Genomic DNA, 22,651 nt, shown 5'->3' on the forward strand with positions numbered 1-22,651 from the left:
ATAATTCATCGCATGTACACCCCATCCCATTTCAACGAAGACCGCCTCGACGTGCTGCAGGCGCTGGTGGCCGCTCATCCGCTCGGCACGCTGGTCACGCATTCGGAAGCGGGACTGGACGCCGACCACATTCCGTTCGAGCTGGCGGCGCCGACGCCGGACGCGCCATTCGGCACGCTGCGCGCCCACGTCGCGCGCGCCAATCCGCTGTGGCGCCTGGCGGACACGCCTGTGCTGGCTGTGTTCCAGGGGCCGTCGGCGTATGTGTCGCCGTCGCTGTACGAGGAAAAGCCGTTGAGCGGGAAAGTGGTCCCTACGTATAACTACGCGGTGGTGCACGCGCACGGCGTGCTGCGCGCGATCGAGGATCCGGAATGGATCCTTGCGCTGCTTCAGCGCCTGACCGCGCACCATGAAGCGCCGCGCGCGGCGCCGTGGTCGGTCGCCGACGCGCCGCCCGACTACATCGCCACCATGCTCAGGGCGATCGTCGGCATCGAGATCCCGCTCGACAGCCTGCGCGGCAAATGGAAGCTGAGCCAGAACCGCTCGCCGGCCGACCAGGCCGCAGTGGCGGCGATGATGCGGGGGCTATGAGGCGATCTTGCCGGCGCCGAGGCCGAGGCGGCGCTTCTTCGGACCGGCCGGCACCGGCAGGTTCTCCAGGCTGGTCACCAGCCGCACTTCGCCTTCTTCCAGCGCCTGGTCCAGGTGCGCCATCAGGCGCGCGAACAGGCCTTCCGGACGCGTCTTCCCGGTGCTGTACACCGCCGCCCACGCGTTGCGTCCGGAGCGCTTGGCCAGGTACAGGCCCTGGTCGGCCAGCTCCACCACTTCGGACCAGTTGAGCAGGCGCGGCTCCGACGGCAGGAACGGGAAGCAGGCGAAGCCGATCGAGCAGGTCTTGTGCAGCTGCGTGCCGTCCGGCAGCGTGAACTCGCGGCCCGCCACGGCCTCGCGGATCCGTTCCGCCACCACCTTCGCTTCGTCGCGATGGGTGGCGCGCGCCAGCACCAGGAATTCCTCGCCGCCCCAGCGGATCAGGTAATCGGACTCGCGGAATACTTCGCGCAGCCGTTCCTGCATCTGCACCAGCACCGCGTCGCCGGCGCCGTGGCCGTGCTGGTCGTTGACTTCCTTGAAGTGGTCCAGGTCGACCATGAAGAACACCAAGTCCTTGCCGGGCACCGACTCGCGCGCGGCGCCGCCGTGGCGCACAGGATCGTCGTAGCCGCGCAGGCTCAGGCCGACGTCGCTGTCGACATGCTGCAGGAAGAAGCGGCGGTTGCGCAGGCCGGTCAGCTGGTCGGTCAGGCTGACGTCCTCCAGCGCCTGGTAGGCCTTTTCGAGTTCGAGGTTCTTGTCGAGCAGCTGGGCCTGGGTCGCGGCCACCTGGCGGTAGGCGCTGGCGTTGTCGAGCGCGATCGCGCCGTACGCGCACAGCGTGCGGAAGATCAGCCGTTCGCGCTCGCCGTAGGCGCCCGAGCGCGGCGACTGCACCGTCATCGCGCCGAGCACGCGCTCGCCCACCAGCAGCGGCGCGAACAGCACGCTGAGGGTCGGCAGCGTGCCCGGGATCAGGTTTGGCTGGAACGACTCGTCGCGTTCGACCATGATCTCGCGCCGCTCGCGCACGCAGCGCGCCGAATTGGCGGTCGGGTCGGACAGTTCGAAGCGGGTCGCCGGCAGCGTCTTGCCCGATTCGACGCCGAACGCGCAGCGCAGCGACTGGCCGTCCGGTTCGAGCAAAAACACCGAGAAGTGGGTAGCGTCGAGCAGCCCGTGCACGTGGCGGTCGAGCGCGCGGAACACCGCCTCGGCGTCGAGGTGGGCGGTGATCTCCTGGCCGATCGCCGACAGGTGTTCGAGCGTCGCGCTGATCTGCTGCAGCGCTTCGGCGCGGCGCGCCTCGGCCGCGGCCAGCTGGCGGTGATGCTCGCCTTCGGTCTGCGCGCGCTCGGTCTGGAACTGCACCTGCATCGCGATGGCGCGGTTGGTCGCTTCCTGACTGTGGATCTTCTCGCGCGCGGCGCCGGCCAGCAGCGCCACTTCGTAGGCGCGCCGGAAGTCGGCCACGTTGGCGTACTCGCGCGCCAGCGCGTCGAGCAGGTCGCCAGGCACGGTGTAGCCTTCGATGCCGGAGGCGATCGCCAGCGCCTGCTGCAGGTAGTGCAGCGGCGCGCTGGCTTCGGCCATCGGCGCCGGCGCGGGCAGCACGTGGCGCGCGTGGATTTCGGCCAGCACCTTGAGTGTGCCGATCACATTGTGGTTGTCGTTGTGTTCGCGCGCCAGCGCCAGGGCCTGGTTGGCCATCGCCAGCGCTTCCTGCGGCCGATCCAGTTGCGACAGCGCGTGCGCCTGGCCGCGCCGCGCGCCGGTCTGGAGTTCGACCTGGCCGAGCGCATCGCCGCGCGCGCCCAGGCGGGAAAAACTATCGAGCGCGCCCTGGTAGTCGCCGCTGTCGAGCGCCAGGTCGCCCTGGTATTCCAGCGCCACCGCGTAGCCGCGCGAGCCGGCCAGCGGCTGCAGCGTCACCAGCGCTTCGTGCAGCAGTTCGCGCGCGGCGTCGCGCTGGCCCAGCTGGCGCAGCGTCTCCGCGGTCTGCATCAGGCCTAAGCCCACCGAGAACGGCCAGCCGGTGGGGCGCGCCAGGTCGAGCCCGCGCTGCATCCATTCGAGCGCGGCGTGGTGGGCGTTCAGGCTGGTGAAGCCGTTGCCGATGTTGGTCGCGAGGTTGATCGCGCGCCGCACCTGGCCGGTTGCCACCGCCATCTCGTAGGCGCGGATCAGCAGCGCGATGGCACGGCCGTAATCGCCGACCTGGAACGCGCTGGTGCCAGCGTAGTCGGCGATCCAGCCGCGCGCAGCGGGATGCAGGTCCTCGTCGTCGAGGTCGAAGCGCGCGGCCCATTTGGCATCGGCGCTGGCAACGTCGCGGAACACGGCGAACAGCGCGGCGCAGGCATCGAACACGTCGATCCGCACCGGGTCGCCGGCGCGGAGCGCGGCGCCGGCGGCCGCGGCCAGCGCCGCGTCGCTCGCGGCCGAGTTGCCGCGGTCGACCTCGATCCAGGCGCGCAGCCAGTGCGCATCGGCGCTGCCGGCGGCGTCGCCCAGCGCGTCGCAGGCCTGGGCGGCGCGCAAGGCAATCTCATGGGCGGCATCGAGCCGGCAGGACAGCCACTCGGCCTCGCCGTCGACCAGCAGCAGGCGCGCCTCGGCATGGCGTCGTTGAAGTTCGGGCAAGGTTGCGGCGAGCGCGGCCGCCTCGCCGGCCAGCTCGCGCGCCCGCGCCGGGTCGCGTTGGCGCAAGTGCCAGGCCAGCGTGAGCAGGCAGTCCAGCCGCGCCGGCCCCTGCAGCTCCGCCAGTTCGGCGTTCCACGCTGCAAGTTCTTCGTCGAGTGCAAAAATCTGGACCAATCGAACCCCTGGTTGGGCGGCGATACCGTTGTGCCGCATTATTTCACATTATCACAGTGTGTCCTATTGATGTCGTGACGAACGGGTTCGACTGGATGGGCGGGATAAATTCCTTTCGTTTTGGCATCGAATAGAATGGAGGTGTCCTGAAACGTTCAAAGAAGATCCATGGATGTCCACTTTCTGCTGTTCGTCCTGGCCGACTTCCTGTTGGGGATGGCGCTCGGATTGGCCGGCGGATTGCTGGGCATTGGCGGCGGCCTGATCGCCATCCCCACCCTCGGCTATCTGTACGGAATGGATCAGCAAGTGGCGCAGGGAACAGCGCTGGTGATGATTGCACCTAACCTGCTGATCGGATTCCTGCGCTATCACCAGCGCTACCGCATCGCGCTCCGTCCGGTGGCGGCGATGAGCGCGCTGTCCATGCTGGCCACCTTCGTCGCCGCGAAATTTGCCGCGCGCATTCCGGCATCGCAACTGCAGGTCGCCTTCACCACCTTCCTGATCGTCATGGGGCTGTTCTTCATGTGGGAGTACCGTGCGCGCGGGCCATCCGACACGGCCGAGCGCCCGGTGCCGAAGCCGGCGCTGGCGTTGCTGGGTATAACCTGCGGCGCGATGTCGGGACTGTTCACCGTCGGCGGCGTGCTGATCGTGGTGCCCGCGCTGGTCACCCTCTACGGCATGAAGCAGACACGCGCGCAAGGCGTGGCGCTGGCGCTCGTGGTGCCGGGGGCGCTGATCGCGCTAGGCACCTACGCGCACCATGGCCTGGTCGACTGGCACATCGGGGTGCCGCTGGCGGCGGGCGGCCTGGTCAGCATCTCGGCCGGTGTCGCGCTGGCGCACCGGTTCTCTCCGCTCGCGCTGCGTATCGCGTTTTGCGCGGTGCTGCTGGCCGCGGGCGCGGAAATGCTGCTCACCTGAAGCGCACGCGCCGGGGAAAAAACCGTCCCCGCCGCTTGGCGGGACCAGCTCCCTCCATGCTCATTTCGCGGGTGTCGCCGGCGCCGGACCCATCGCCTGCTTCAGCGCATCCGACGCCGGCACCGTGTATTTGCCCGCCACCGCATCGGTCACCGGCACCGTCTGGTGGTAGTAGGCGTCCGTCAGCTTCTGGTTGTAGCGGATGTCGTTGACGCCTACCGACACCAGGCTGCCGTACAGTCCCTTGGCGCCGCTCCAGGCCACCACGTCGCCATCGCCCAGCGAACCTTGCGCGATCTTCGACCAGTTCACGATGGTCAGCCCGGCGGCGGCGTTGAGCGCGAACTTATTCTTCTGCATGAACTTGTTGACCGCTTTTTCGTTGTTCAGCACCAGCGCGATCGCGCCCGCTTCCACGCCGGCCTGCGCGCCGGCGCTGATGCCGCCGATGTTGTAGAACGCCGGATCGCTCCAGGCGCCGTCGGCTTTCTTGATCAGCAGCACGCCGGCGCCGCCTTCGGCGCCCACGCCGAGCGCCGCGCGGCCGTAGGTCGGAACGATGAAGATGCCCTTGGCCTGCGCCAGCAATTCCTTCATGCGCGGCTCTTCCTGCATTTTCTGGACCACCGCCACCGCGTCGTTGACGTGCTTGGCGGCCGTCGCTTCGTCCTTGCTGGCCGGCGCCACCGCTGTCGCCGTTGCGCCCGCCTGGTCGACGGCGATACGGGCCTGCATCTCGGCCTGCGCCAAGGCGCCGCCGCAGAGCAGCGCAAGCGTGCCTGCCGTCAGCAGCGCGCGCGATTTCCTGTTTTTCGTATTCATTTCCCGGCTCCATGAAGTGGTTGCGGCGCCGCCCATGCGCTCAGCGCCACGCAAGCCACCATCGTAGCGCCGCCGCCTGCGCCGCACGAACCAAAGCAGACATCGTTGATGCCGCTCGCTGATCGTGTCGATGGGCTGAACTTTTCGCGGCGACCGTTCGTCGTGCCAACCGACCGGTTGTCCAGCCGATCGCACCGTTGGTCAGATCGCGGTATCGCATTGTCGAGCAGGCTTGCTAGAGTCGATTCGCCATCAACATTACCGGACCGATCACCATGAAAAATCTCCTGATCCGCGCCGCCGGCGCCCTCCTGCTCCTCCCGCAACTCGCGGCTGCCCAGGATGTCGAAGCGACGCTGCAGAAATTTGACGCCGCCTATTGGCAAGCCTACAACAGCTGCGATGTCGCGACGATGGAAAAAATGAGCACGGACGATCTCGAGTTCTACCACGACCAGGGCGGGGTCATGAAGGGCGTGCCGGCCTTCGCCACGGCGATGAGGAACAACATCTGCGGCAATCCCGACAACAAGGTCCGCCGCGAAGCGGTGGCGGGCACGATCCGCGTCTATCCGATGCAGGACAAGGGCAAGGTGTACGGCGCGGTGATGTCGGGCGAGCACCAGTTCTACAACACCAGCAAGGGCGTCGAGACGCAGGGCAGCCGCGCGCGCTTCACGCACATGCTGCTGCTGAAAGGCGGTGCGTGGAAGGTGTCGCGTGTGCTGAGCTACGACCACGTCGCGCCCCGGTTCGAGAACACGACGGCGACGACGCAGCTGTCGGCGACGGAGCTGGCGCAGTTTAACGGCACCTACCTGGCCAAGGACAAGATGGTGTTGACCGTCACGAATGGCGACGACCACCTTCTGGTCGATGCGGGCGGGAAGCTGTTCAAGCTGTACCCGTCGAGCAAGAACACCTTCTTCCTGAAGGAGCGGCCGATCACCGCGGCGTTTTCGCAGGACGGCAGCGGCAAGGCAACGCGGCTCGTGGTACGGGAGAACGGCAACGTTGTCGCGGAGGCGACGGCGACAAACTGAGGGTCGGGTCAGGTCCGCGGGCCCAGACCCCGACACGGCATTTTATGCGAAATCTTGCATAATTTTCACGCGAACCTGGAGAAATCCGGCTTGCGCTTTTCGAAGAAGGCGGTGAAGGCTTCCTTCGCTTCGGGCGCTTGCAGCATCGCGCTGAACAGCTCGATTTCGGCCTCCAGGGCCGCTTCGATCTCGACGTTCTTGGCGCGCTTCATCAAGCCCTTGGTGGCGCGCACCGACGCGGCCGGCAGCGCCACCAGCTTGGCGGCCTGGCGCGAAGCGTACGGGATCAGCTCGTCGAGCGGCAGCACCTTCGACACCATGCCCATCTGGCAGGCTTCCTGCGCGGCGAACGCCTCGCCCAGCAGCAGCTTTTCGGCCGCGCGCGGATAGCCGGCGATGCCGGGGAACAGCACGCTGGAGGCGAACTCGGGGCACAGGCCCAGCTGCACGAACGGCATGCTGAACTTGGCGTTGTCGGCCGCGTACACCAGGTCGCAGTGCATCAGCATCGTGGTGCCGATGCCGATCGCCGCGCCGGCGACCGCCGCCACCACCGGCTTGGTGGTGCCGGACAGCGCGCGCATGAACTGGTACACGGGTCGCGTCAGGTCCGGCTTGCCGCCGGCGGGGGCGTTCTTCAGGAAGTCGTCGAGGTCGTTGCCGGCGGTGAAGATCTCGGGCTTGCCGATAATGAGGATCGCGCGCACGGCGGCGTCCTGCTCGCCGTCGGTCAGCGCGTCGGCCATCGTCTGGTACATCGCGCCGGTGATCGCGTTCTTGCGCTCGGCGCGGTTGAATTCGATCGTCAGGATGCCGTCGGCCTTGCTCGTCAAAATGTCCATGCGCTGCTTTCGTTCAGGGTGAGGTCGAGAACGATTATACGTCGGCGCGGATCGCTGTCGAGCGCTCCCCACCACCGTTTAGAGGCCGCAGCCTAGAAGTTGGGGTCAGGTCCGCCCGACCAGACCCCTCCCTCATTTTGGGGCGGCGAGCCAGACGCACAGCTGCGCCAGCAGCTGCTCGGTGTCGACCGGCTTGGACGCATAGTCGGACGCCCCCGCCGCCAGGCACTTGGTGCGGTCTTCCAGCATCGCCTTGGCCGTCAGCGCGATGATCGGCAGCTTGGCGAAGCGCTCGTCCGCGCGGATCCGCCGCATCGTTTCGTAGCCGTCCATGTCGGGCATCATGATGTCCATCAGGACGATGTCGACGCCCGGCTTTTCGTCAAGCTGGCGCAACGCTTCCTCTCCCGTCTCGACCGCGTTGACGTCCATGCCGTAGCTCTCCAGCAGACCGGTCAGGGCGAACAGGTTGCGCGCGTCGTCGTCGACGATCAGCGCGCATTTGCCGCGCAGCTGTTCGGACGCAGCCGGCGCGTCGTCACCCATCGCGGGAGGCGGCGGCGGATCGGGCATTTCGACTTTCACCTGTTGCAGGAAACTGGCCACTGCCGGCGTGACCTGCTCGAGCGGCCCGCCGCCTTCGCCCACGACTGCGGCGTCGAGCTGGCGCACCCGTTCGACCGTCTCCGGCGCCAGCGCGCGATCCGAGTAAAGAATCGCCGGCAGCGCCGCCAGCGCCGGGTCGCCGCGGATCTGCGTCAGCAAGGTCATGCCGTCTTCGTCGGGCAGGTCGAGCTCCACCACCACGCCCTGGTACGGCCGGCTGTGCAGCGCCAACAGCGCTTCGGCGGCGCTCGGCACCGCGTCGAACAGCCGGTCCGGCCCAGCCAGCGCTTCCATGATGGCGCCGCGCTTGTGAATATCGTTTTCGATCAGCAGCAGCACGCGGATCGGCCGCGCCATCTGCTCGGTCACCTCGGCGAACACCTGCGCCAGCGTGTCGAGGTCGGCCGGTTTGGTCGTGTAGCTGGCCACGCCATGGCGCGCGGAGCTGCGCGGCCGGTCGCGCACCGAGATCACATGCACCGGAATGCCGCGCGTGTCGGGATCGGCCTGCAGCCGGTCGGCGATGGTCCAGCCGTCGACGTCGGGCAGCTCGAGGTCGAGCGTGATCGCGTCCGGCCGGTTTCCCTTCGCCAGCCTGAAGCCTTCCTCCCCGCCGCCGGCGACCAGCGTTTCGAAACCGCGCTCGTGCGCCAGGTCGTGCAGGGTGCGCGCAAATACCGGATCGTCTTCGATGATCAGCAACAGCGGCTTGCTGCCTTCGGGACGCTCCTCATCATGCGCGGTGGGCGCGGCGGCCGCCCGCACGCTGGCCGGCGGCGCCTTCGCGCGCGCGCCGATCGCCTGCTGCGGCAGGTAGAACGTGAAGGTGCTGCCCACCCCCTCTTCGCTTTCCACATCGAGCTCGCCGCCCAGCAGGCGCGCAATCTCGCGGCTGATCGCCAGCCCCAGCCCGGTGCCGCCGTAGCGCCGCGAGGTACTGGCGTCGGCCTGCTGGAAGGCTTCGAAGATCAGCTTTTTCTTTTCGGGCGCGATGCCGATGCCGGTGTCGCTGACGCTGAAGGCCAGTACCAGCGGCGCGTGCGACAGCAGCTGGTTGTCGGGGTTCCAGCCGGCGCGCGCGATCCGCGCCGACAGCGCCACGCTGCCCTTCGCGGTGAATTTTATGGCGTTCGACAGCAGGTTGGTCAGCACCTGCTTGAGGCGCTGGCCGTCGGTGCGCAGGACCGGCGGCAGGTCCGCGGCGAAATCGAGCGTGAAGCGCAGGCCCTTGGCGTCGGCCTGGTAACGGAATGCCTTGTCGACTTCGCTGCCCAGCTTGTCGGTGGCGACGTCGCCGATTTCCAGCGTCGCGCTGCCGGCCTCGATCTTCGACAGGTCGAGGATGTCGTTGATCAGGTGGAGCAGGTCGCGCCCGGAACTGTGCATCACGCGCACCATCTCGAGCTGCTTTTCGGAGAGGTTCTGGTCGCGGTTCTGGCGCAGCTGCTCGGCCAGCAGCAGCAGGCTGTTGAGCGGCGAGCGCAGTTCGTGCGACATGTTGGCCAAAAATTCGGACTTGTACTTGGACGTCAGCGCCAGCTGCTCCGCCTTTTCCTGCAGGCTGTTGCGTGCTTCCTCTATTTCGGTGTTCTTGCGCTCGACTTCGGCGTTCTGCTCGGCCAGCTGGTGCGCCTTGCGCTCCAGCTCCGCATTAGTCTCCTGCAGCTTGTTCTGCTGCGACTTGAACTCGCCTTCGAGTTGCTGCGCCTGCTGGCGCAGCAAGGTCTCGGTGCCGGACGCCGTTTCGATCGAGTTGAACACGATGCCCAGGCCTTCGGACAGCTGGTCGAGAAAGGTCAGGTGGATCGCCTGGAACGGCGCGAAGGCCCCCAGCTCGATCACTGCCTTGACCTGGTCTTCGAACAGGATCGGCAGCACCACGATGTTGCGCGGGCTGGCCTGGCCCAGCCCGGAGACGATCTGTACGTAGCCCTCGGGGACGTTGGAAATGAGCAGGCGCTTCTTCTCGAACGCGGCCTGGCCGACGACGCCTTCTCCCACCGCCCATTCGTTCGACAGGTTCTTGCGCTCCTGGTAGCCGTAGCTGGCCATCAGGCGCAGGTGCGGCGCGCCGTCATTTCCCTTCGCCGGCGCCTGCATCAGGTACAGCACCGCGTGCTGCGAGCCGACCAGCGGCGCCAGCTCGGACAGCAGCATGCGCGACACGTTGACGATGTCGCGCTGCCCCTGCAGCATGCGGGTCAGGCGCGCCAGGTTGGTCTTGAGCCAGTCCTGCTCGGTATTGCGCTCTGTGGTTTCCTTCAGGTTGCGGATCATCTGGTTCAGGTTGTCCTTCAGGTCCGCCACCTCGCCGCGCGCGGCCACCTGGATCGAGCGTCCCAGGTCGCCCTTGGTCACCGCGGTGGCCACTTCGCCGATCGCGCGCACCTGCGTCGACAGGTTGGCCGCCAGCTCGTTGACGTTGTCGACCAGGTCCTTCCAGCTGCCGGCGGCGCCCGGCACCACGGCCTGCCCGCCGAGGCGCCCTTCGACGCCGACCTCGCGCGCCACCCGCGTGACCTGGTCGCTGAAGGTCGCCAGCGTGTCGACCATGTCGTTGATGGTGTCGGCCAGCGCCGCCACCTCGCCCTTGGCCGGCACCATCATCTTCTGTTTCAGGTTGCCGACCGCGACCCCGGTCACCACCTTGGCCATGCCGCGCACCTGGTCGGTCAGGTTGGCCGCCATCAGGTTAACGCTGTCGGTCAGGTCCTTCCACACGCCGGACACGCCCTTGACCTGGGCCTGCCCGCCCAGCCGGCCCTCGGTGCCGACCTCGCGCGCGACCCGCGTCACTTCGCTGCCAAAGGCGTTGAGCTGGTCGACCATGACGTTGATGGTGTTTTTCAGCTCGAGGATTTCGCCTTTCACGTCGACCGTGATCTTGCGCGACAGGTCGCCGTTGGCCACTGCCGTCGTCACGGTGGCGATGTTGCGCACCTGGCCGGTCAGGTTGGACGCCATCAGGTTGACGTTGTCGGTCAGGTCCTTCCACACGCCCGCCACCTCAGGCACATAGGCCTGGCCTCCCAGCCGTCCTTCGGTGCCGACCTCCTTCGCCACCCGCGTCACCTCGCCGGCGAAACTGTTCAACTGGCCGACCATGATGTTGATGGTGTCCTTCAGCTGCGCCACCTCGCCCTGGACGTCCACCGTGATTTTCTGCGACAGGTCGCCGTAAGCGACGGCGGTCGTGACGGTGGCGATGTTGCGAACCTGGGCGGTCAGGTTGCTGGCCATGCGGTTGACGTTGTCGGTCAGGTCCTTCCATACGCCGGACAGGCCCTTCACATCGGCCTGGCCTCCCAGCTTGCCCTCGGTGCCGACCTCGCGCGCCACCCGCGTCACTTCGCCGGCAAAGCTGTTCAACTGGTCGACCATGACGTTGATGACGTCCTTGATTTGCAGGATCTCGCCCTGCACTTCGACCGTGATCTTCTGTCCCAGGTCGCCGCTGGCGATGGCGGTCGCCACCTTCGACACGTCGCGCAGCTGCACCGTGAGGTTGCCGGCCATGGCGTTGACGCTGTCGGTCAGGTCCTTCCACACGCCCGACACGTCCTTGACCTGGGCCTGGCCGCCCAGCTTGCCCTCCGTGCCGACCTCGCGCGCCACCCGCGTCACTTCGCCGGCGAAGCTGTTCAGCTGGTCGACCATAATGTTGATGGTGCTTTTGAGCTCCAGCACTTCGCCCTTCGCGGCGGCGGTGATCTTGCGCGACAGGTCGCCTTTGGCCACCGCCGTCGTCACCTCGGCGATGTTGCGCACCTGGCCGGTCAGGTTGCTGGCCATCGCGTTGACGCTGTCGGTCAGGTCCTTCCACACGCCGGACACGCCTTTGACCTCGGCCTGGCCGCCCAGCTTGCCCTCGGTGCCGACCTCGCGCGCCACCCGCGTGACCTCGCCGGCGAAGCTGTTCAACTGGTCGACCATCAGGTTGATGGTGTCCTTCAGGCGCAGGATCTCGCCCTTGACGTCCACCGTGATCTTGCGCGACAGGTCGCCCTGGGCCACCGCCGTGGTCACCTCGGCGATGTTGCGCACCTGGCCGGTCAGGTTGCTGGCCATGAGGTTGACGTTGTCGGTCAGGTCCTTCCACACGCCCGAGGCGCCCCTGACCTCGGCCTGGCCGCCCAGCTTGCCCTCGGTGCCGACCTCGCGCGCGACCCGCGAGACTTCGCTGGAAAAGCTGTTGAGCTGGTCGAGCATGGTGTTGATGGTGCGCGCATTCTTCAGGAACTCTCCCTTCAGGGGGCGGCCGTCGATTTCAAGCTGGATGCTTTCGGTGAGCGAGCCGCGCGCCACGGCGCCGATCACCCGGCCCACTTCGCGCACCGGCTGCACCAGGTTGTCGATCATGGAATTGATCGCGTTCATTTTCACGCCCCAGGCGCCATCGGTCCGGTCGAGCTTCATGCGCTCGCCGAGCTTGCCGTCGGTGCCGACGGCGAACGCGGCCTGCTCGACTGCCCTGGCGAATTTCTCGTGGATGATCGCGATTTCGTTGACGGTGTCGGCGATCTTGCCGTCGATGCCGGTCCAGTCGTGCGGCAGGCGGGTGCCGAAATCACCCTCGCGTACCCCGACCAGAGCCTCCAGCAGCATCGAGGGCCTGCCGTAATCCGCGCCGCGGCGTTCGTAGGCGCCGACGTCGTGGGCGCGCCGGCCGAGCGCGCGGCGGGTCTGGGCGCGCCGCTCCGGCGTCGCAAGTTCGGTCGTCATGTCGGTGCCCCCGTCGATGGCTGCGCCAGGCTGAATGGCCCGCGCCGGATCAGCGCCAGCGCGTCGTCGTTCGACACCGCGGCGCTGAAATAGTTGCCCTGCAATTCGTCGCAGCCGTGCGCGATCAGGAACTCCATCTGGGCCGGCGTTTCGACGCCTTCGGCGATCACGGTCAGGTTCAGCACGTGCGCCAGCGTGATCACGGCCAGCACGATCGCGGCGTCGTTCGGATCGGTGGCGATGTCGCGCACGAAGGATGCGTCGATCTTGAGCTTGTCGATCGGGAAGCGCTTGAGGTAGGCCAGCGAGGAGTAGCCGGTGCCGAAGTCGTCGATCGCAATCGTCATTCCCTGATCGTGGATCTGGTGCAGGATGGCGATGGTCTGGTCGGGATTGGACATCAGGCCGGACTCGGTCAGCTCGACCTCGAGCATCGACGGCAGGATGCCGGCCGCCTGCACCGCCTGCGCCAGGCTGCTGGCGACGTTCTCGCGGCGGAATTGCAGGGCCGAGACGTTGACCGCGATCGGCACGTCGTCGATGCCCTGCTCGTGCCAGCGCCGCAGTTCGGCGGCGACCTGCTCGATCGCCCAGGTGCCGATCGGGTCGATGCGGCCGGTCTCCTCGGCGATGGGGATGAAGATGCTGGGCGAGATCCACGGCTGGCCATCGGCCTGCGGCCAGCGGATCAGCGCCTCGAAGCCGCAGATGGCGCCAGAGCGGGTGCTGATCTTGGGCTGGTAGTGCATGACGAATTCGCCGGCGCCGATGGCGCGCTGCAGGGCGCCGCCCAGCGCCAGCTTGCGCGCCGCGGTTTCCTGCATCGCCGGCGCGAAGAACGAAAAGCGCGCGCCGCCGTCGCGCTTGGCGTGGTACATCGCGATGTCGGCGTTGCGCAGCAAGGTGTCGGGGTTGTCGCCGTCCTCGGGGAAGATGGCGATGCCGATGCTGGGCGTGACGTGCAATTCGCTGCCTTCGATCTGGCACGGCGCCGAGACGGCCGCGATGACCTTTTCAGCCACCAGCGCGGCATCCTCGAGCTGGTGCAGGCCGACCAGCAGGACGACGAATTCGTCGCCGCCCATGCGCGCCACCGTGTCGCCGTCGCGCACGCAGCCGATCAGCCGCTCGGCGACGTCCTGCAGCACGCGGTCGCCGGCGGCGTGGCCGAGGGTGTCGTTGATTTCCTTGAAGTGATCCAGATCGAGGAACAGCACGCCGACCTGGGCGTGCAGGCGCTCGCGGTGCGCCGTGGCCTGGCTCAGGCGGTCGAGCAGCAGCAGGCGGTTGGGCAGGCCGGTCAGGCCGTCGTGGAACGACTGCTGCAGCACGTAGGCTTCCATCTCCTTGCGCTCGGTGACGTCGCGCGCGACGATCACCACCTGCAGCACGGTGCCGGACGGATCGCGGATCGGGTTGGTGTCGGAGTCGAAGTAGCGCTCGGTGGGGCCGAGCACGCGGAACTGCAGGCGCTCCGGCGCGTCGTTGCGGCCCAGGCGCGAGATCGCCGCCTGCACGCGGTCGCGGTCATCCGGATGGACGATGTCGAGGAAGCTGGCGCCGAGCTGGGCTGCGCCGCCGAGCAGGGAATGGTAGCTGGGGCTGGCGTACAGCCAGGCGCCGCCGCTGTCGAGCAGGGCGACGTACTCGCCGGCGTGCTCGACGATGAGTCGCTCGGTGGCGGCGGCCCGGGCCAGCGATTCGGCGTGCTGGCGGGTCGACGCTTCGCTGCGCAGCGCCTCGTTCAGGCTGGTGACGTGGCCCAGTTCGCGCTCGAGCGCCTCGCTCAGCGAATTGCGGGTGAGGTCGGACTGGCGGTGCAGCTTGCCGGAGCGGGCGTGGTCGAGGAACACCTGGACCTTGGCCTTGAGCGCTTCGGGCGCGACCGGCATGAACAGGTAGTCGGCGGCGCCCACCTCGAAGCCCTTGGAACGGTCGATATCGGTGGCGCGGTGCGAGGTGAGGAAGATGATCGGGGTGTCGTGCGAGCGCGGCCGGGAGCGCACCAGGCGCGCCGTTTCGAAGCCGTCCAGGCCGGCCATCTTGACGTCCATGAGGATCACGCAGAAATCCTGCTTGAGCAGGCGCAGCAGCGCTTGCTCTCCGGAGGTGGCGGTGACGATGGTCGCGTCGAGGTCGCTGAGCACGGCGCGCAGCGCGAACAGGGCGCCGGGGTCGTCGTTGACCAGCAGCACCGCCGGTTCATCGTGCGTTTCGGCAACCGGGGCGGCGACGGACTCGACGCTGTTCATGACAGCGCGCCCCCGCGCCGCCAGGATAACGATCCCGCGCCGCTGCGAGTTGCGCTGTGAAATGGTGGCATTTTTAGAGCCGCTTTGACCTTTTCATTCTAGTCTGTTTGGCCATGACGGGCCGCACAAATGCAAAGCGCCGCGGGGTCCGCGGCGCTTTGCATTCGGGGGGGGCGAATGCTTAAACGCGCTCGAAAATGCCGGCGGCGCCCATGCCGGTGCCGACGCACATCGTCACCATGCCGTACTTCAGGTTGTTACGGCGCAGCGCGTGGATCACGGTCGCGGCGCGGATCGCTCCGGTCGCTCCGAGCGGGTGGCCCAGCGCAATCGCGCCGCCCATCGGGTTGACCTTGGATGGATCCAGATTCAGGTCGCCCATCACCGCCAGCGCCTGCGCGGCGAAGGCTTCGTTCAGCTCGATCCAGTCCAGCTGGTCCTGGGTGATGCCGGCCGCGGCGCAGGCAGCGGGAATCGCGACCTTCGGACCGATGCCCATGATCTCCGGCGGCACGCCCTTGACCGCGAACGAGGAAAACTTCGCCAGCGGGGTCAGGTTGTGCTCGCGCAGGATCTTCTCGCTGACGATCAGCAGCGCGCCGGCGCCGTCCGACATCTGCGAGCTGTTGGCGGCGGTAACCGAACCCTTGGCGGCGAACACCGGCTTGAGCTTGCCCAGCGACTCCAGCGTCGAGTCGGCGCGCGCGCCTTCGTCGGTGTCGACCGTGCGGGTCTTGACGTCGACCTGGCCGGTGGCCAGGTTCGGCGTGCGCGTGATGATCTCGACCGGCGTGGTCTCGTCCTTGAAGAAGCCGGCCTTCTGCGCGGCGATGGCGCGGCGGTGCGACTCGACCGAGAACGCGTCCTGCTGCTCGCGCGAGACCTTCCACTGGGTGGCGACCTTCTCCGCGGTCAGGCCCATGCCGTAGGCCATGCCGATGTTCTCGTCGGTGAACATGTTCATGTTCATCGACGGGTGGTGGCCCATCATCGGCACCATCGACATGGATTCGACGCCGCCGGCGATCATCACGTCGGCTTCACCGACGCGGATGCGGTCGGCCGCCATCGCGATCGCGGTAATGCCCGAGGCGCAGTAGCGGTTGACGGTGACGCCGCCGACGGTCTTCGGCAGGCCGGCCAGCAGCACCGACATGCGGGCGATGTTGAAGCCCTGCTCGGCTTCCGGGAACGAGCAGCCGATGATGGCGTCGTTGATCAGGTTAGGGTCGAGGCCCGGCGCCTGCGCCATCGCCGACTGGATCACGCGCACCAGCAGGTCGTCCGGACGGGTGGTCTTGAACATGCCGCGCGGCGCCTTGCCGATCGGGGTGCGGGTGGCGGAGACGATGTAGGCGTCTTGAAGTTGTTTGCTCATAGTGTTCTCTCTCGTTCGATCAGTTGCGCACCGGCTTACCGGTCTGCATCATGCCCATGATCCGTTCCTGCGATTTCGGATTATTCAGCAGCTCGAGGAATGCCTTGCACTCCATGTCCATCAGCCACTGCTCGCTCACCACGCTGCCCTGGTCCACATCGCCGCCGGTGACGATTTCGGCGATCATGTCGGCCAGCTTGAAGTCGTGCGCGGAAATGAAGCCGCCATCGCGCATGTTGACCAGCTGCGCGCGGATCGTGGCCCAGCCGTAGCGGCCGGTCACGGTGATCGGCTTTTGGAGCGGCGGACGGTAGCCGGCGTCGAACATGGCGCGCGCTTCGACCTTCGCCACGTGCAGCAGCTCGTAGGCGTTGAACACGATGACGTCGTCTTCCTTCAGGTAGCCCATCGCCTTCGCTTCGAGCGCCGACTTGGACACGTTTGCCATCGCGGCGTTGGTGAAGCCGGTCTTCAGGAAGTGCAGGATGTCGCTGCCCTTGGCCTCATTCGAGGCGCGGATCGCCGCTTCCTTCAGGCCGCCGCCGGCCGGGATCAGGCCCACGCCGACTTCGACCAGTCCGATGTAGGATTCGATCGAGGCGACGCGCTTGGACGCGTGCAGCGCCATTTCGCAGCCGCCGCCGAGCGCCAGGCCCGCGACCGCGGCCACCACCGGCACGCTCGAATACTTCATGGCCATGAAGGTGTTCTGCAGCAGCTTGATGCCCGGCTCCATCGCCTTGGCACCGCCTTGCATGAACAGCGGCAGCGCGGACTGCAGGTCGGCGCCGGCCGAGAACGCGCCGCCTTCGGCCGCATCGGTGTTCCAGATCACCAGGCCCTTGAAGTTCTTCTCGGCTTCGGCTTGCGCCATCTTCAAGCCGTTGATCACGCCTTCGCCGATCACGTGCATCTTGGTCTTGAGCGAGATGACCAGCACTTCGTCGTCCATGTGCCAGATGCGCACGGAGTCGTCTTCGTGGAAGGTGGTGCCGGCGGTCTTGCCGTCGATGGCGCCGGTGCCTGCTACTTGCGCACGGAACGCCTGGCGCTGGTAGACGGCCAGTTCGGAGCGCGGCACGTAGGCGTTCTTCGACGCGGAGAACGAACCCTCAGGCGTGTGCACGCCCTTTTCGGCGGCCGGCCCGCTGGTGACCCAGGCCGGCAACGGCGCCTTCGTCAGCGCCTTGCCTGCGGCGATGTCTTCGCTGATCCAGGTCGCGATCTGCTGCCAGCCGGCGGCCTGCCACGTTTCGAACGGGCCGACGTTCCAGCCGAAGCCCCAGCGCATCGCGAAGTCGATGTCGCGCGCGTTGTCGGCGATCGAGTCGAGGTGGATCGCGATGTAGTGGAACACGTCGCGGAAGATCGCCCACAGGAACTGGCCTTGCGGGTTGGTCGACTCGCGCAGCGCCTTGAATTTCTTGACCGGGTCCTTCTCTTTCAGGATGCGGGCGATGATGTCGGCAGCCTTGCCACCGCCGGCCACATATTCGCCGGTGGCGAAGTCGAGGCGCTGGATGTCCTTGCCGACCTTCTTGTAGAAGCCGGCGCCGGCCTTCTGGCCCAGCGCGCCCTTCGACACCAGCGTGGCCAGCACGTCGGGCGTCTTGTACAGCGCGAAGAAGGGATCGTCGGCCAGGTTGTCCTGCATGGTCTTGATCACGTGGCCCATCGTGTCAAGGCCCACCACGTCGGCGGTGCGGAAAGTGCCCGACTTGGCGCGACCGAGCTTGGCGCCGGTCAGGTCGTCGACCACGTCCACCGACAGGCCGAACTTCTCGGCTTCGTGGATGGTCGCCAGCATGCCGAAGATGCCGACCCGGTTTGCGATGAAGTTTGGCGTGTCCTTGGCGCGCACGACGCCCTTGCCCAGGGTCGTGGTCAGGAAGCCTTCGAGCTGGTCGACGATCGCCGGGCTGGTCGACGCGGTCGGGATGATCTCGACCAGGTGCATGTAGCGCGGCGGATTGAAGAAGTGGACGCCGCAGAAGCGCGCCTTGAGCGCTTCGTCGAAGCCCTCGGCCAGCGCGGTGATCGACAGGCCCGAGGTGTTCGAGGCGAAGATCGCGTTCGGCGCGATGTGCGGCGCGACCTTCTTGTACAGGTCGTGCTTCCAGTCCATGCGCTCGGCGATGGCTTCGATGATCAGGTCGCAGCCGGCCAGCGCCTCGAGGTTGTCCTCGTAGTTGGCCACTTCGATCAGGCCGGCGTCGTCCTTGTTGCCGAGCGGCGCAGGGCTGAGCTTTTTCAGGTTCTCGATCGCGCGCAGGACGATGCCGTTCTTCGGTCCTTCCTTTGCCGGCAAATCGAACAGCACCACCGGCACCCTGGCGTTGACGCAGTGGGCGGCGATCTGCGCGCCCATTACGCCGGCGCCCAGAACGGCGACTTTCTTGACGATGAAATTGGTCATGTTGGTCTCTCTCTCGTTATTCTTAGAACAGGTCGGCGTCCAGCGCCAGCAGGTTGGCCGAGCCGGAACGGGCCTGGCGGATCAGCATTGCGGTCTCGGGGTACAGGCGTGCGAAATAGAAGCGCGCGGTGGCCAGCTTGGCCTTGTAGAAGTTGTCGCCCGAGTCTTCCTTGGCCAGCGCGATCTTCGCCATCTGCGCGAAGAAGTAGCTGTAGACCATGTGGCCGACCACGCGCAGGTAAGGCACGGCGGCGGCGCCCACTTCGTCCGGATTCTGGAACGCCTTCATGCCGATTTCCATGGTCAGCTTGGTGACCTTGTCGCCCAGGTCGCCCAGCGGCGTGATGAACTCGGACAGCGCCTCGTCGGTGCCGTTCTCTTCGACGAAGGCCTTGATCTTCTCGCCGAACTTGCGCAGCTTGGCGCCGTTGTCCATCAGGATCTTGCGGCCCAGGAGGTCGAGCGACTGGACGGTGTTGGTGCCTTCGTAGATCATGTTGATGCGGGCGTCGCGCACGTACTGCTCCATGCCCCATTCGGCGATGTAGCCGTGGCCGCCGTAAACCTGCATCGCTTCCGAGGTGGCGATCCAGCCGTTGTCGGTGATGAAGGCCTTGATGATCGGCGTCAGCAGCGCGACTTCGTCGGCCGCTTCCTTGCGCACGTCGGCGTCGGGGTGGTTCAGTTCGCGGTCGATCTGCAGCGCGACATACGAGGAGAACGCGCGGCCGCCTTCGGCAAAGGCCTTGGCGGTCAGCAGCATGCGGCGCACGTCAGGATGCACGATGATCGGGTCGGCCGGCTTGTCCGGCGCCTTCGGGCCGGACAGGCTGCGCATCTGGATGCGGTCCTTGGCGTAGACCAGCGCGTTCTGGTACGCGACTTCGGTCAGGCCGAGCGACTGCATGCCGACGCCAAGGCGGGCCGCGTTCATGAAGACGAACATCGCGTTCAGGCCCTTGTTAGGCTCGCCGATGATCCAGCCACGCGCGCTGTCGAGGTTCATCTGGCAGGTCGAATTGCCGTGGATGCCCATCTTCTCTTCGATCGCGCCGCAGGTGATCGGGTTGCGCTCGCCGACGCTGCCGTCGGCGTTCGGCAGGAACTTCGGCACCAGGAACAGCGAGATGCCTTTCGAGCCTTCCGGCGCGTCCGGAACGCGGGCCAGCACCAGGTGCAGGATGTTCTCGGACATATCGTGCTCGCCGGCCGAGATGAAGATCTTCGAGCCGGTGATCAGCCACGAGCCGTCGGCCTGCGGCAGCGCCTTCGAGCGCAGCATGCCAAGGTCGGTGCCGCAGTGCGCTTCGGTCAGGCACATGGTGCCGGTCCATTCGCCCGAGACCAGCTTCGGCAGGTACAGCTTTTTCTGTTCGTCGGTGCCGTGCTCCTTTAGGCACTCGTAGGCGCCGTGCGACAGGCCCGGGTACATCGACCAGGCCTGGTTCGAGGAGTTGAGCATCTCGTAGAAGGAGTTGTTCAGCACGATCGGCAGGCCCTGGCCGCCGTATTCAGGATCGCACGCGAGCGCGGCCCAGCCGCCGTCGACGTACTTCTTGTAGGCTTCCTTGAAGCCCTTCGGCGTGGTCACCGACCTGGTGGCCGAATCGTAGTGGCAGCCTTCGCGGTCGCCCGAGTGGTTCAACGGGAACAGCACTTCCTGGGTGAACTTGGCGCCCTCTTCCAGCACCTGGTTGATGATGTCGGCGTCGACGTCTTCGAACTTCGGCATGCCCTTCAGTTCTTCGGTGACGTTGAAGACTTCGTGCAGCAAGAACTGCATGTCCCGGATTGGCGCGACGTATTGACCCATGATGATTCTCCTGACGAGGTATTAATAGAGGGCGGCGATCAGCCCTGGTGCTTTTGCGGATTCTGGTAGTTCTCGATCAGCCGGTCGAAACCGGCCCTGGCGCGCTCCACGCTGCCAGGCATGCGCAGGAAGCGCGCGTCGTGGTGCAGCGCGAGGATCAGGCCGTACATTTCGTAGACCATCTGTTCGGCGTCCGTGTCCGGCTTCAAGTCGCCGCACTCGATCGCCTGCTGGACGCAGCGCAGCAGCGCGCTCTGCCACGCGCGCACCATCGCGACCAGTTCTTCGCGGATCGGGCCGGGTCGGTCGTCGTATTCGACGGCGCCGCTGATGTAGATGCAGCCGGAGGCGATTTCGACGCTGACGCGCTTGATCCAGCGCGCGAACATGGCCTTGAGGCGGGTGATGCCGCGGGCTTCCTGCACGCTGGGGAAAAACACTTCCTGCTCGAAGCGGCTGTGATACAGCTTGAGCACTTCGATCTGCAAATCCTCGCGCGAGCCGAAGTGCGCGAACACGCCGGATTTGCTCATGTTCATTTTGTCCGCGAGCAGGCCGATGGTCAGCCCTTCGAGGCCGTCGCGGCTGGCCAAGTCGAGCGCCACGTCGAGGATGGCGGCGCGGGTGAGTTCGCCCTTGCGCATGAATTTGACGGATGTGTTGATGGGGTTACCCGATTGGTTGAAACAGCGGTGCGCCAGCGCGCGAAATAAATCCGAACGCTCGTACTATTATCCACTCGGGAGGAAATGTCAAACGGGAACTTTAGAGTTGCTGTTCTATATTGATGCGGCGCAACGGAGGTGGAGGTTGGGGGTCAGGTCCGGCGGACCTGACCCCTGACCTTCATTCGCCGCCGGCCTTGTCGAGTGCACGGCGATCGCGCTTGGTCGGCCGCCCCTTGATCATGGTCGCCGGCTCGCGGTACAGCTTGCGCGCCGACGCTTCGTTCTCGCGCTTCTGCACGCTGGCCTCGGTCTCCTGGTACAGCAGACGCGCCACCGGCGCCGCGCCGCGCTTGTCGGAGATGCCCAGCACCGTCACTTCCCACGTCTCGGCGCCGTTGTCGATCGTGAGGACGTCGTCCACCTTGACCGCGCGCGCCGGCTTGATCCGGTCGCCGCCGAGGCGCACCTTGCCGTTGTCGACGGCGTCCGTCGCCAGAGAGCGCGTCTTGAAGAAGCGCGCCGCCCACAGCCATTTATCGATTCGTACGTTGTCCATCAGGCGTAGCCAATCGCGAAAACCTTCATGATCATTTTGTAGAAAAAATAGGCGACTTCGTAGCCCGCGCGCTTGAAGCGGCCGACATGGCTGAAGTGATCGCACTGGATCATCACGCCGTCGGCGATGCCGCGCTCGATGTGCTCGCGCATGCTGCGCGCGAAGGTCGCGTCGCGCACCACCACGTTGGCTTCCTGGTTGAGGAACAGCGACAGGCCGTCGCAGTTGCTGGAACCGACCGTGGCCCAGTCGTCGTCGACCACCGCGACCTTGGCGTGCAGCTGGGTCTTGTGGTATTCGACCACCGTCACGCCGCATCCCAGCAGCTTCGGATAGAACGAGTGCGCGACCATGTCCTGCAGCCAGAATTCGCCGACGCCGATCAGCAGGGTGACCTTGACGCCGCGCTTGGCGGCCTGCGCCAGCGCCTCGCGGAACTTGCGGCCCGGCGCGAAATACGGATTGGCCATCAGCACGCTGGTCCTGGCGCGGCCGATCGCCTGCAAATAGGCGCGCTGGATGGTGCGGCGGTTGCGCAGGTTGTCGCGCACGACGAAGCCGGCCATCATCGGCGCGTCGCCGCTGGTGTGGCCGGTGTGCTTCATTTCGCGGAACAGGTCGATCCGCTTGAACAGGCCAAGGTGGCCGACGCGCGCCCACTGCGCCTGCGCCTCGCGGTGGATCTGCGCCACCAGCGGGCCGCGCACCTGCACCGCGAAATCCCAGCGCGGCGCCGGCAGGCGTTCGCTCGGATCGTAGTCGCACAGCCAGTCGTCGTTGACGTTGATGCCGCCGACGAAGGCGATTTCGCGGTCGATCACCGCGATCTTGCGGTGGGTCCGCGTGACGCCGCGCTTGAACCAGGGATTGAAGACGCGGTAGCGCACGCCGGCTTCGGCGAAGGCGATGCCGAGCTGTTTGGCGCGCTGGTTGCCGGTGCCGAACCAGTCGGTCACGACGCGCACTTTCACGCCGCGGCCGGCGGCGCGGATCAGCGCCTGCTCCACCGCGAGCGCCGTTTCGTCGGCGGCGAAGATGTAGGTTTCGAAGTGGACGTCCTGCTCGGCCGCGTCGAGGGCGGCGATCAGCGCCGGGAAAAAGGCGGTGCCGCTTTCGAGCAGGGTGACGTCATTTTGAGCAAGAAAATTGACCGAACGCATAGGCGAAATGGGTGGTTGCGGGC

Annotated in this window: 14 protein-coding genes; 3 read left to right on the top strand and 11 right to left on the bottom strand. The window is 66.6% G+C overall.

Annotated features, from left to right (window positions below; genetic code table 11):
* The first annotated feature begins 12 nt into the window (after positions 1 to 12).
* Complete coding sequence (locus AC1D02_RS17430) at positions 13 to 597, top strand: FMN-binding negative transcriptional regulator (RefSeq protein ID WP_477319147.1); 585 nt, start codon at positions 13 to 15, stop codon at positions 595 to 597.
* On the opposite strand, the gene AC1D02_RS17435 is transcribed toward AC1D02_RS17430, so the two are convergent.
* Positions 592 to 3,420: a GGDEF domain-containing protein gene (locus AC1D02_RS17435; protein ID WP_477319149.1), complete on the bottom strand. Its 2,829-nt coding sequence runs from the start codon at positions 3,418 to 3,420 to the stop codon at positions 592 to 594. The genes AC1D02_RS17430 and AC1D02_RS17435 overlap by 6 nt on opposite strands.
* A 168-nt stretch (positions 3,421 to 3,588) precedes the next feature.
* On the opposite strand from AC1D02_RS17435, the gene AC1D02_RS17440 reads away from it, so the two are divergent.
* Entirely contained in the window at positions 3,589 to 4,350 is a 762-nt protein-coding gene (locus AC1D02_RS17440; protein ID WP_477319151.1) for a sulfite exporter TauE/SafE family protein, read from the top strand.
* Positions 4,351 to 4,410: 60 nt separating this feature from the next.
* Here the strand turns inward: AC1D02_RS17440 and AC1D02_RS17445 are convergent, their stop codons facing one another.
* Positions 4,411 to 5,172: a lipid-binding SYLF domain-containing protein gene (locus AC1D02_RS17445; protein ID WP_477319153.1), complete on the bottom strand. Its 762-nt coding sequence runs from the start codon at positions 5,170 to 5,172 to the stop codon at positions 4,411 to 4,413.
* Between the two features lie 275 nt (positions 5,173 to 5,447).
* Here AC1D02_RS17445 and AC1D02_RS17450 point away from each other — a divergent pair, with 275 nt between their 5' ends.
* Entirely contained in the window at positions 5,448 to 6,215 is a 768-nt protein-coding gene (locus tag AC1D02_RS17450; RefSeq protein WP_477319154.1) for a nuclear transport factor 2 family protein, read from the top strand.
* Between the two features lie 65 nt (positions 6,216 to 6,280).
* Here AC1D02_RS17450 and AC1D02_RS17455 read toward each other — a convergent pair whose 3' ends face one another.
* The 9 genes from AC1D02_RS17455 to clsB form a co-directional block, all read right to left on the bottom strand.
* Complete coding sequence (locus AC1D02_RS17455; protein ID WP_477319156.1) at positions 6,281 to 7,057, bottom strand: enoyl-CoA hydratase; 777 nt, start codon at positions 7,055 to 7,057, stop codon at positions 6,281 to 6,283.
* Between the two features lie 132 nt (positions 7,058 to 7,189).
* Positions 7,190 to 12,385, bottom strand: a complete 5,196-nt coding sequence (locus tag AC1D02_RS17460; RefSeq protein ID WP_477319158.1) for a hybrid sensor histidine kinase/response regulator — start codon at positions 12,383 to 12,385, stop codon at positions 7,190 to 7,192.
* Positions 12,382 to 14,637, bottom strand: coding sequence for a GGDEF/EAL domain-containing response regulator (locus AC1D02_RS17465; protein WP_477319160.1), 2,256 nt, complete (start codon positions 14,635 to 14,637; stop codon positions 12,382 to 12,384). The genes AC1D02_RS17460 and AC1D02_RS17465 overlap by 4 nt, the downstream gene beginning before the upstream one ends.
* Before the next feature lie 181 nt (positions 14,638 to 14,818).
* Positions 14,819 to 16,015 (bottom strand): acetyl-CoA C-acyltransferase, encoded by a 1,197-nt coding sequence (locus AC1D02_RS17470; protein WP_477319162.1) that lies wholly within the window; start codon positions 16,013 to 16,015, stop codon positions 14,819 to 14,821.
* A 19-nt stretch (positions 16,016 to 16,034) separates the two neighbouring features.
* Complete coding sequence (locus AC1D02_RS17475) at positions 16,035 to 18,431, bottom strand: 3-hydroxyacyl-CoA dehydrogenase/enoyl-CoA hydratase family protein (RefSeq protein ID WP_477319164.1); 2,397 nt, start codon at positions 18,429 to 18,431, stop codon at positions 16,035 to 16,037.
* Between the two features lie 22 nt (positions 18,432 to 18,453).
* Positions 18,454 to 20,244, bottom strand: coding sequence for an acyl-CoA dehydrogenase C-terminal domain-containing protein (locus AC1D02_RS17480; protein WP_477319166.1), 1,791 nt, complete (start codon positions 20,242 to 20,244; stop codon positions 18,454 to 18,456).
* Positions 20,245 to 20,282: 38 nt separating this feature from the next.
* Positions 20,283 to 20,888: a TetR/AcrR family transcriptional regulator gene (locus AC1D02_RS17485; RefSeq protein ID WP_477319168.1), complete on the bottom strand. Its 606-nt coding sequence runs from the start codon at positions 20,886 to 20,888 to the stop codon at positions 20,283 to 20,285.
* Between the two features lie 202 nt (positions 20,889 to 21,090).
* A complete protein-coding gene (locus AC1D02_RS17490; RefSeq protein ID WP_477319170.1) occupies positions 21,091 to 21,468 on the bottom strand; it encodes an RNA-binding S4 domain-containing protein in 378 nt (125 codons plus the stop codon).
* Positions 21,468 to 22,628: a cardiolipin synthase ClsB gene (gene clsB, locus AC1D02_RS17495; RefSeq protein WP_477319172.1), complete on the bottom strand. Its 1,161-nt coding sequence runs from the start codon at positions 22,626 to 22,628 to the stop codon at positions 21,468 to 21,470. Before clsB ends, AC1D02_RS17490 begins: the two co-directional genes overlap by 1 nt.
* Between the last annotated feature and the right edge of the window lie 23 nt (positions 22,629 to 22,651).

This window comes from Massilia sp. P1_C10 (assembly GCF_056406475.1).

What these genes read in the sequence shown, in the direction of transcription:
- AC1D02_RS17490 (WP_477319170.1), bottom strand. Translation starts at nt 21,468, where the DNA reads ATGGACAACGTACGAATCGATAAATGGCTGTGGGCGGCGCGCTTCTTC.
- AC1D02_RS17430 (WP_477319147.1), top strand. Translation starts at nt 13, where the DNA reads ATGTACACCCCATCCCATTTCAACGAAGACCGCCTCGACGTGCTGCAG.
- AC1D02_RS17455 (WP_477319156.1), bottom strand. Translation starts at nt 7,057, where the DNA reads ATGGACATTTTGACGAGCAAGGCCGACGGCATCCTGACGATCGAATTC.
- AC1D02_RS17440 (WP_477319151.1), top strand. Translation starts at nt 3,589, where the DNA reads ATGGATGTCCACTTTCTGCTGTTCGTCCTGGCCGACTTCCTGTTGGGG.
- AC1D02_RS17460 (WP_477319158.1), bottom strand. Translation starts at nt 12,385, where the DNA reads ATGACGACCGAACTTGCGACGCCGGAGCGGCGCGCCCAGACCCGCCGC.
- AC1D02_RS17475 (WP_477319164.1), bottom strand. Translation starts at nt 18,431, where the DNA reads ATGACCAATTTCATCGTCAAGAAAGTCGCCGTTCTGGGCGCCGGCGTA.
- AC1D02_RS17470 (WP_477319162.1), bottom strand. Translation starts at nt 16,015, where the DNA reads ATGAGCAAACAACTTCAAGACGCCTACATCGTCTCCGCCACCCGCACC.
- AC1D02_RS17445 (WP_477319153.1), bottom strand. Translation starts at nt 5,172, where the DNA reads ATGAATACGAAAAACAGGAAATCGCGCGCGCTGCTGACGGCAGGCACG.
- AC1D02_RS17450 (WP_477319154.1), top strand. Translation starts at nt 5,448, where the DNA reads ATGAAAAATCTCCTGATCCGCGCCGCCGGCGCCCTCCTGCTCCTCCCG.
- AC1D02_RS17480 (WP_477319166.1), bottom strand. Translation starts at nt 20,244, where the DNA reads ATGGGTCAATACGTCGCGCCAATCCGGGACATGCAGTTCTTGCTGCAC.
- AC1D02_RS17485 (WP_477319168.1), bottom strand. Translation starts at nt 20,888, where the DNA reads ATGCGCAAGGGCGAACTCACCCGCGCCGCCATCCTCGACGTGGCGCTC.
- AC1D02_RS17465 (WP_477319160.1), bottom strand. Translation starts at nt 14,637, where the DNA reads ATGAACAGCGTCGAGTCCGTCGCCGCCCCGGTTGCCGAAACGCACGAT.
- clsB (WP_477319172.1), bottom strand. Translation starts at nt 22,628, where the DNA reads ATGCGTTCGGTCAATTTTCTTGCTCAAAATGACGTCACCCTGCTCGAA.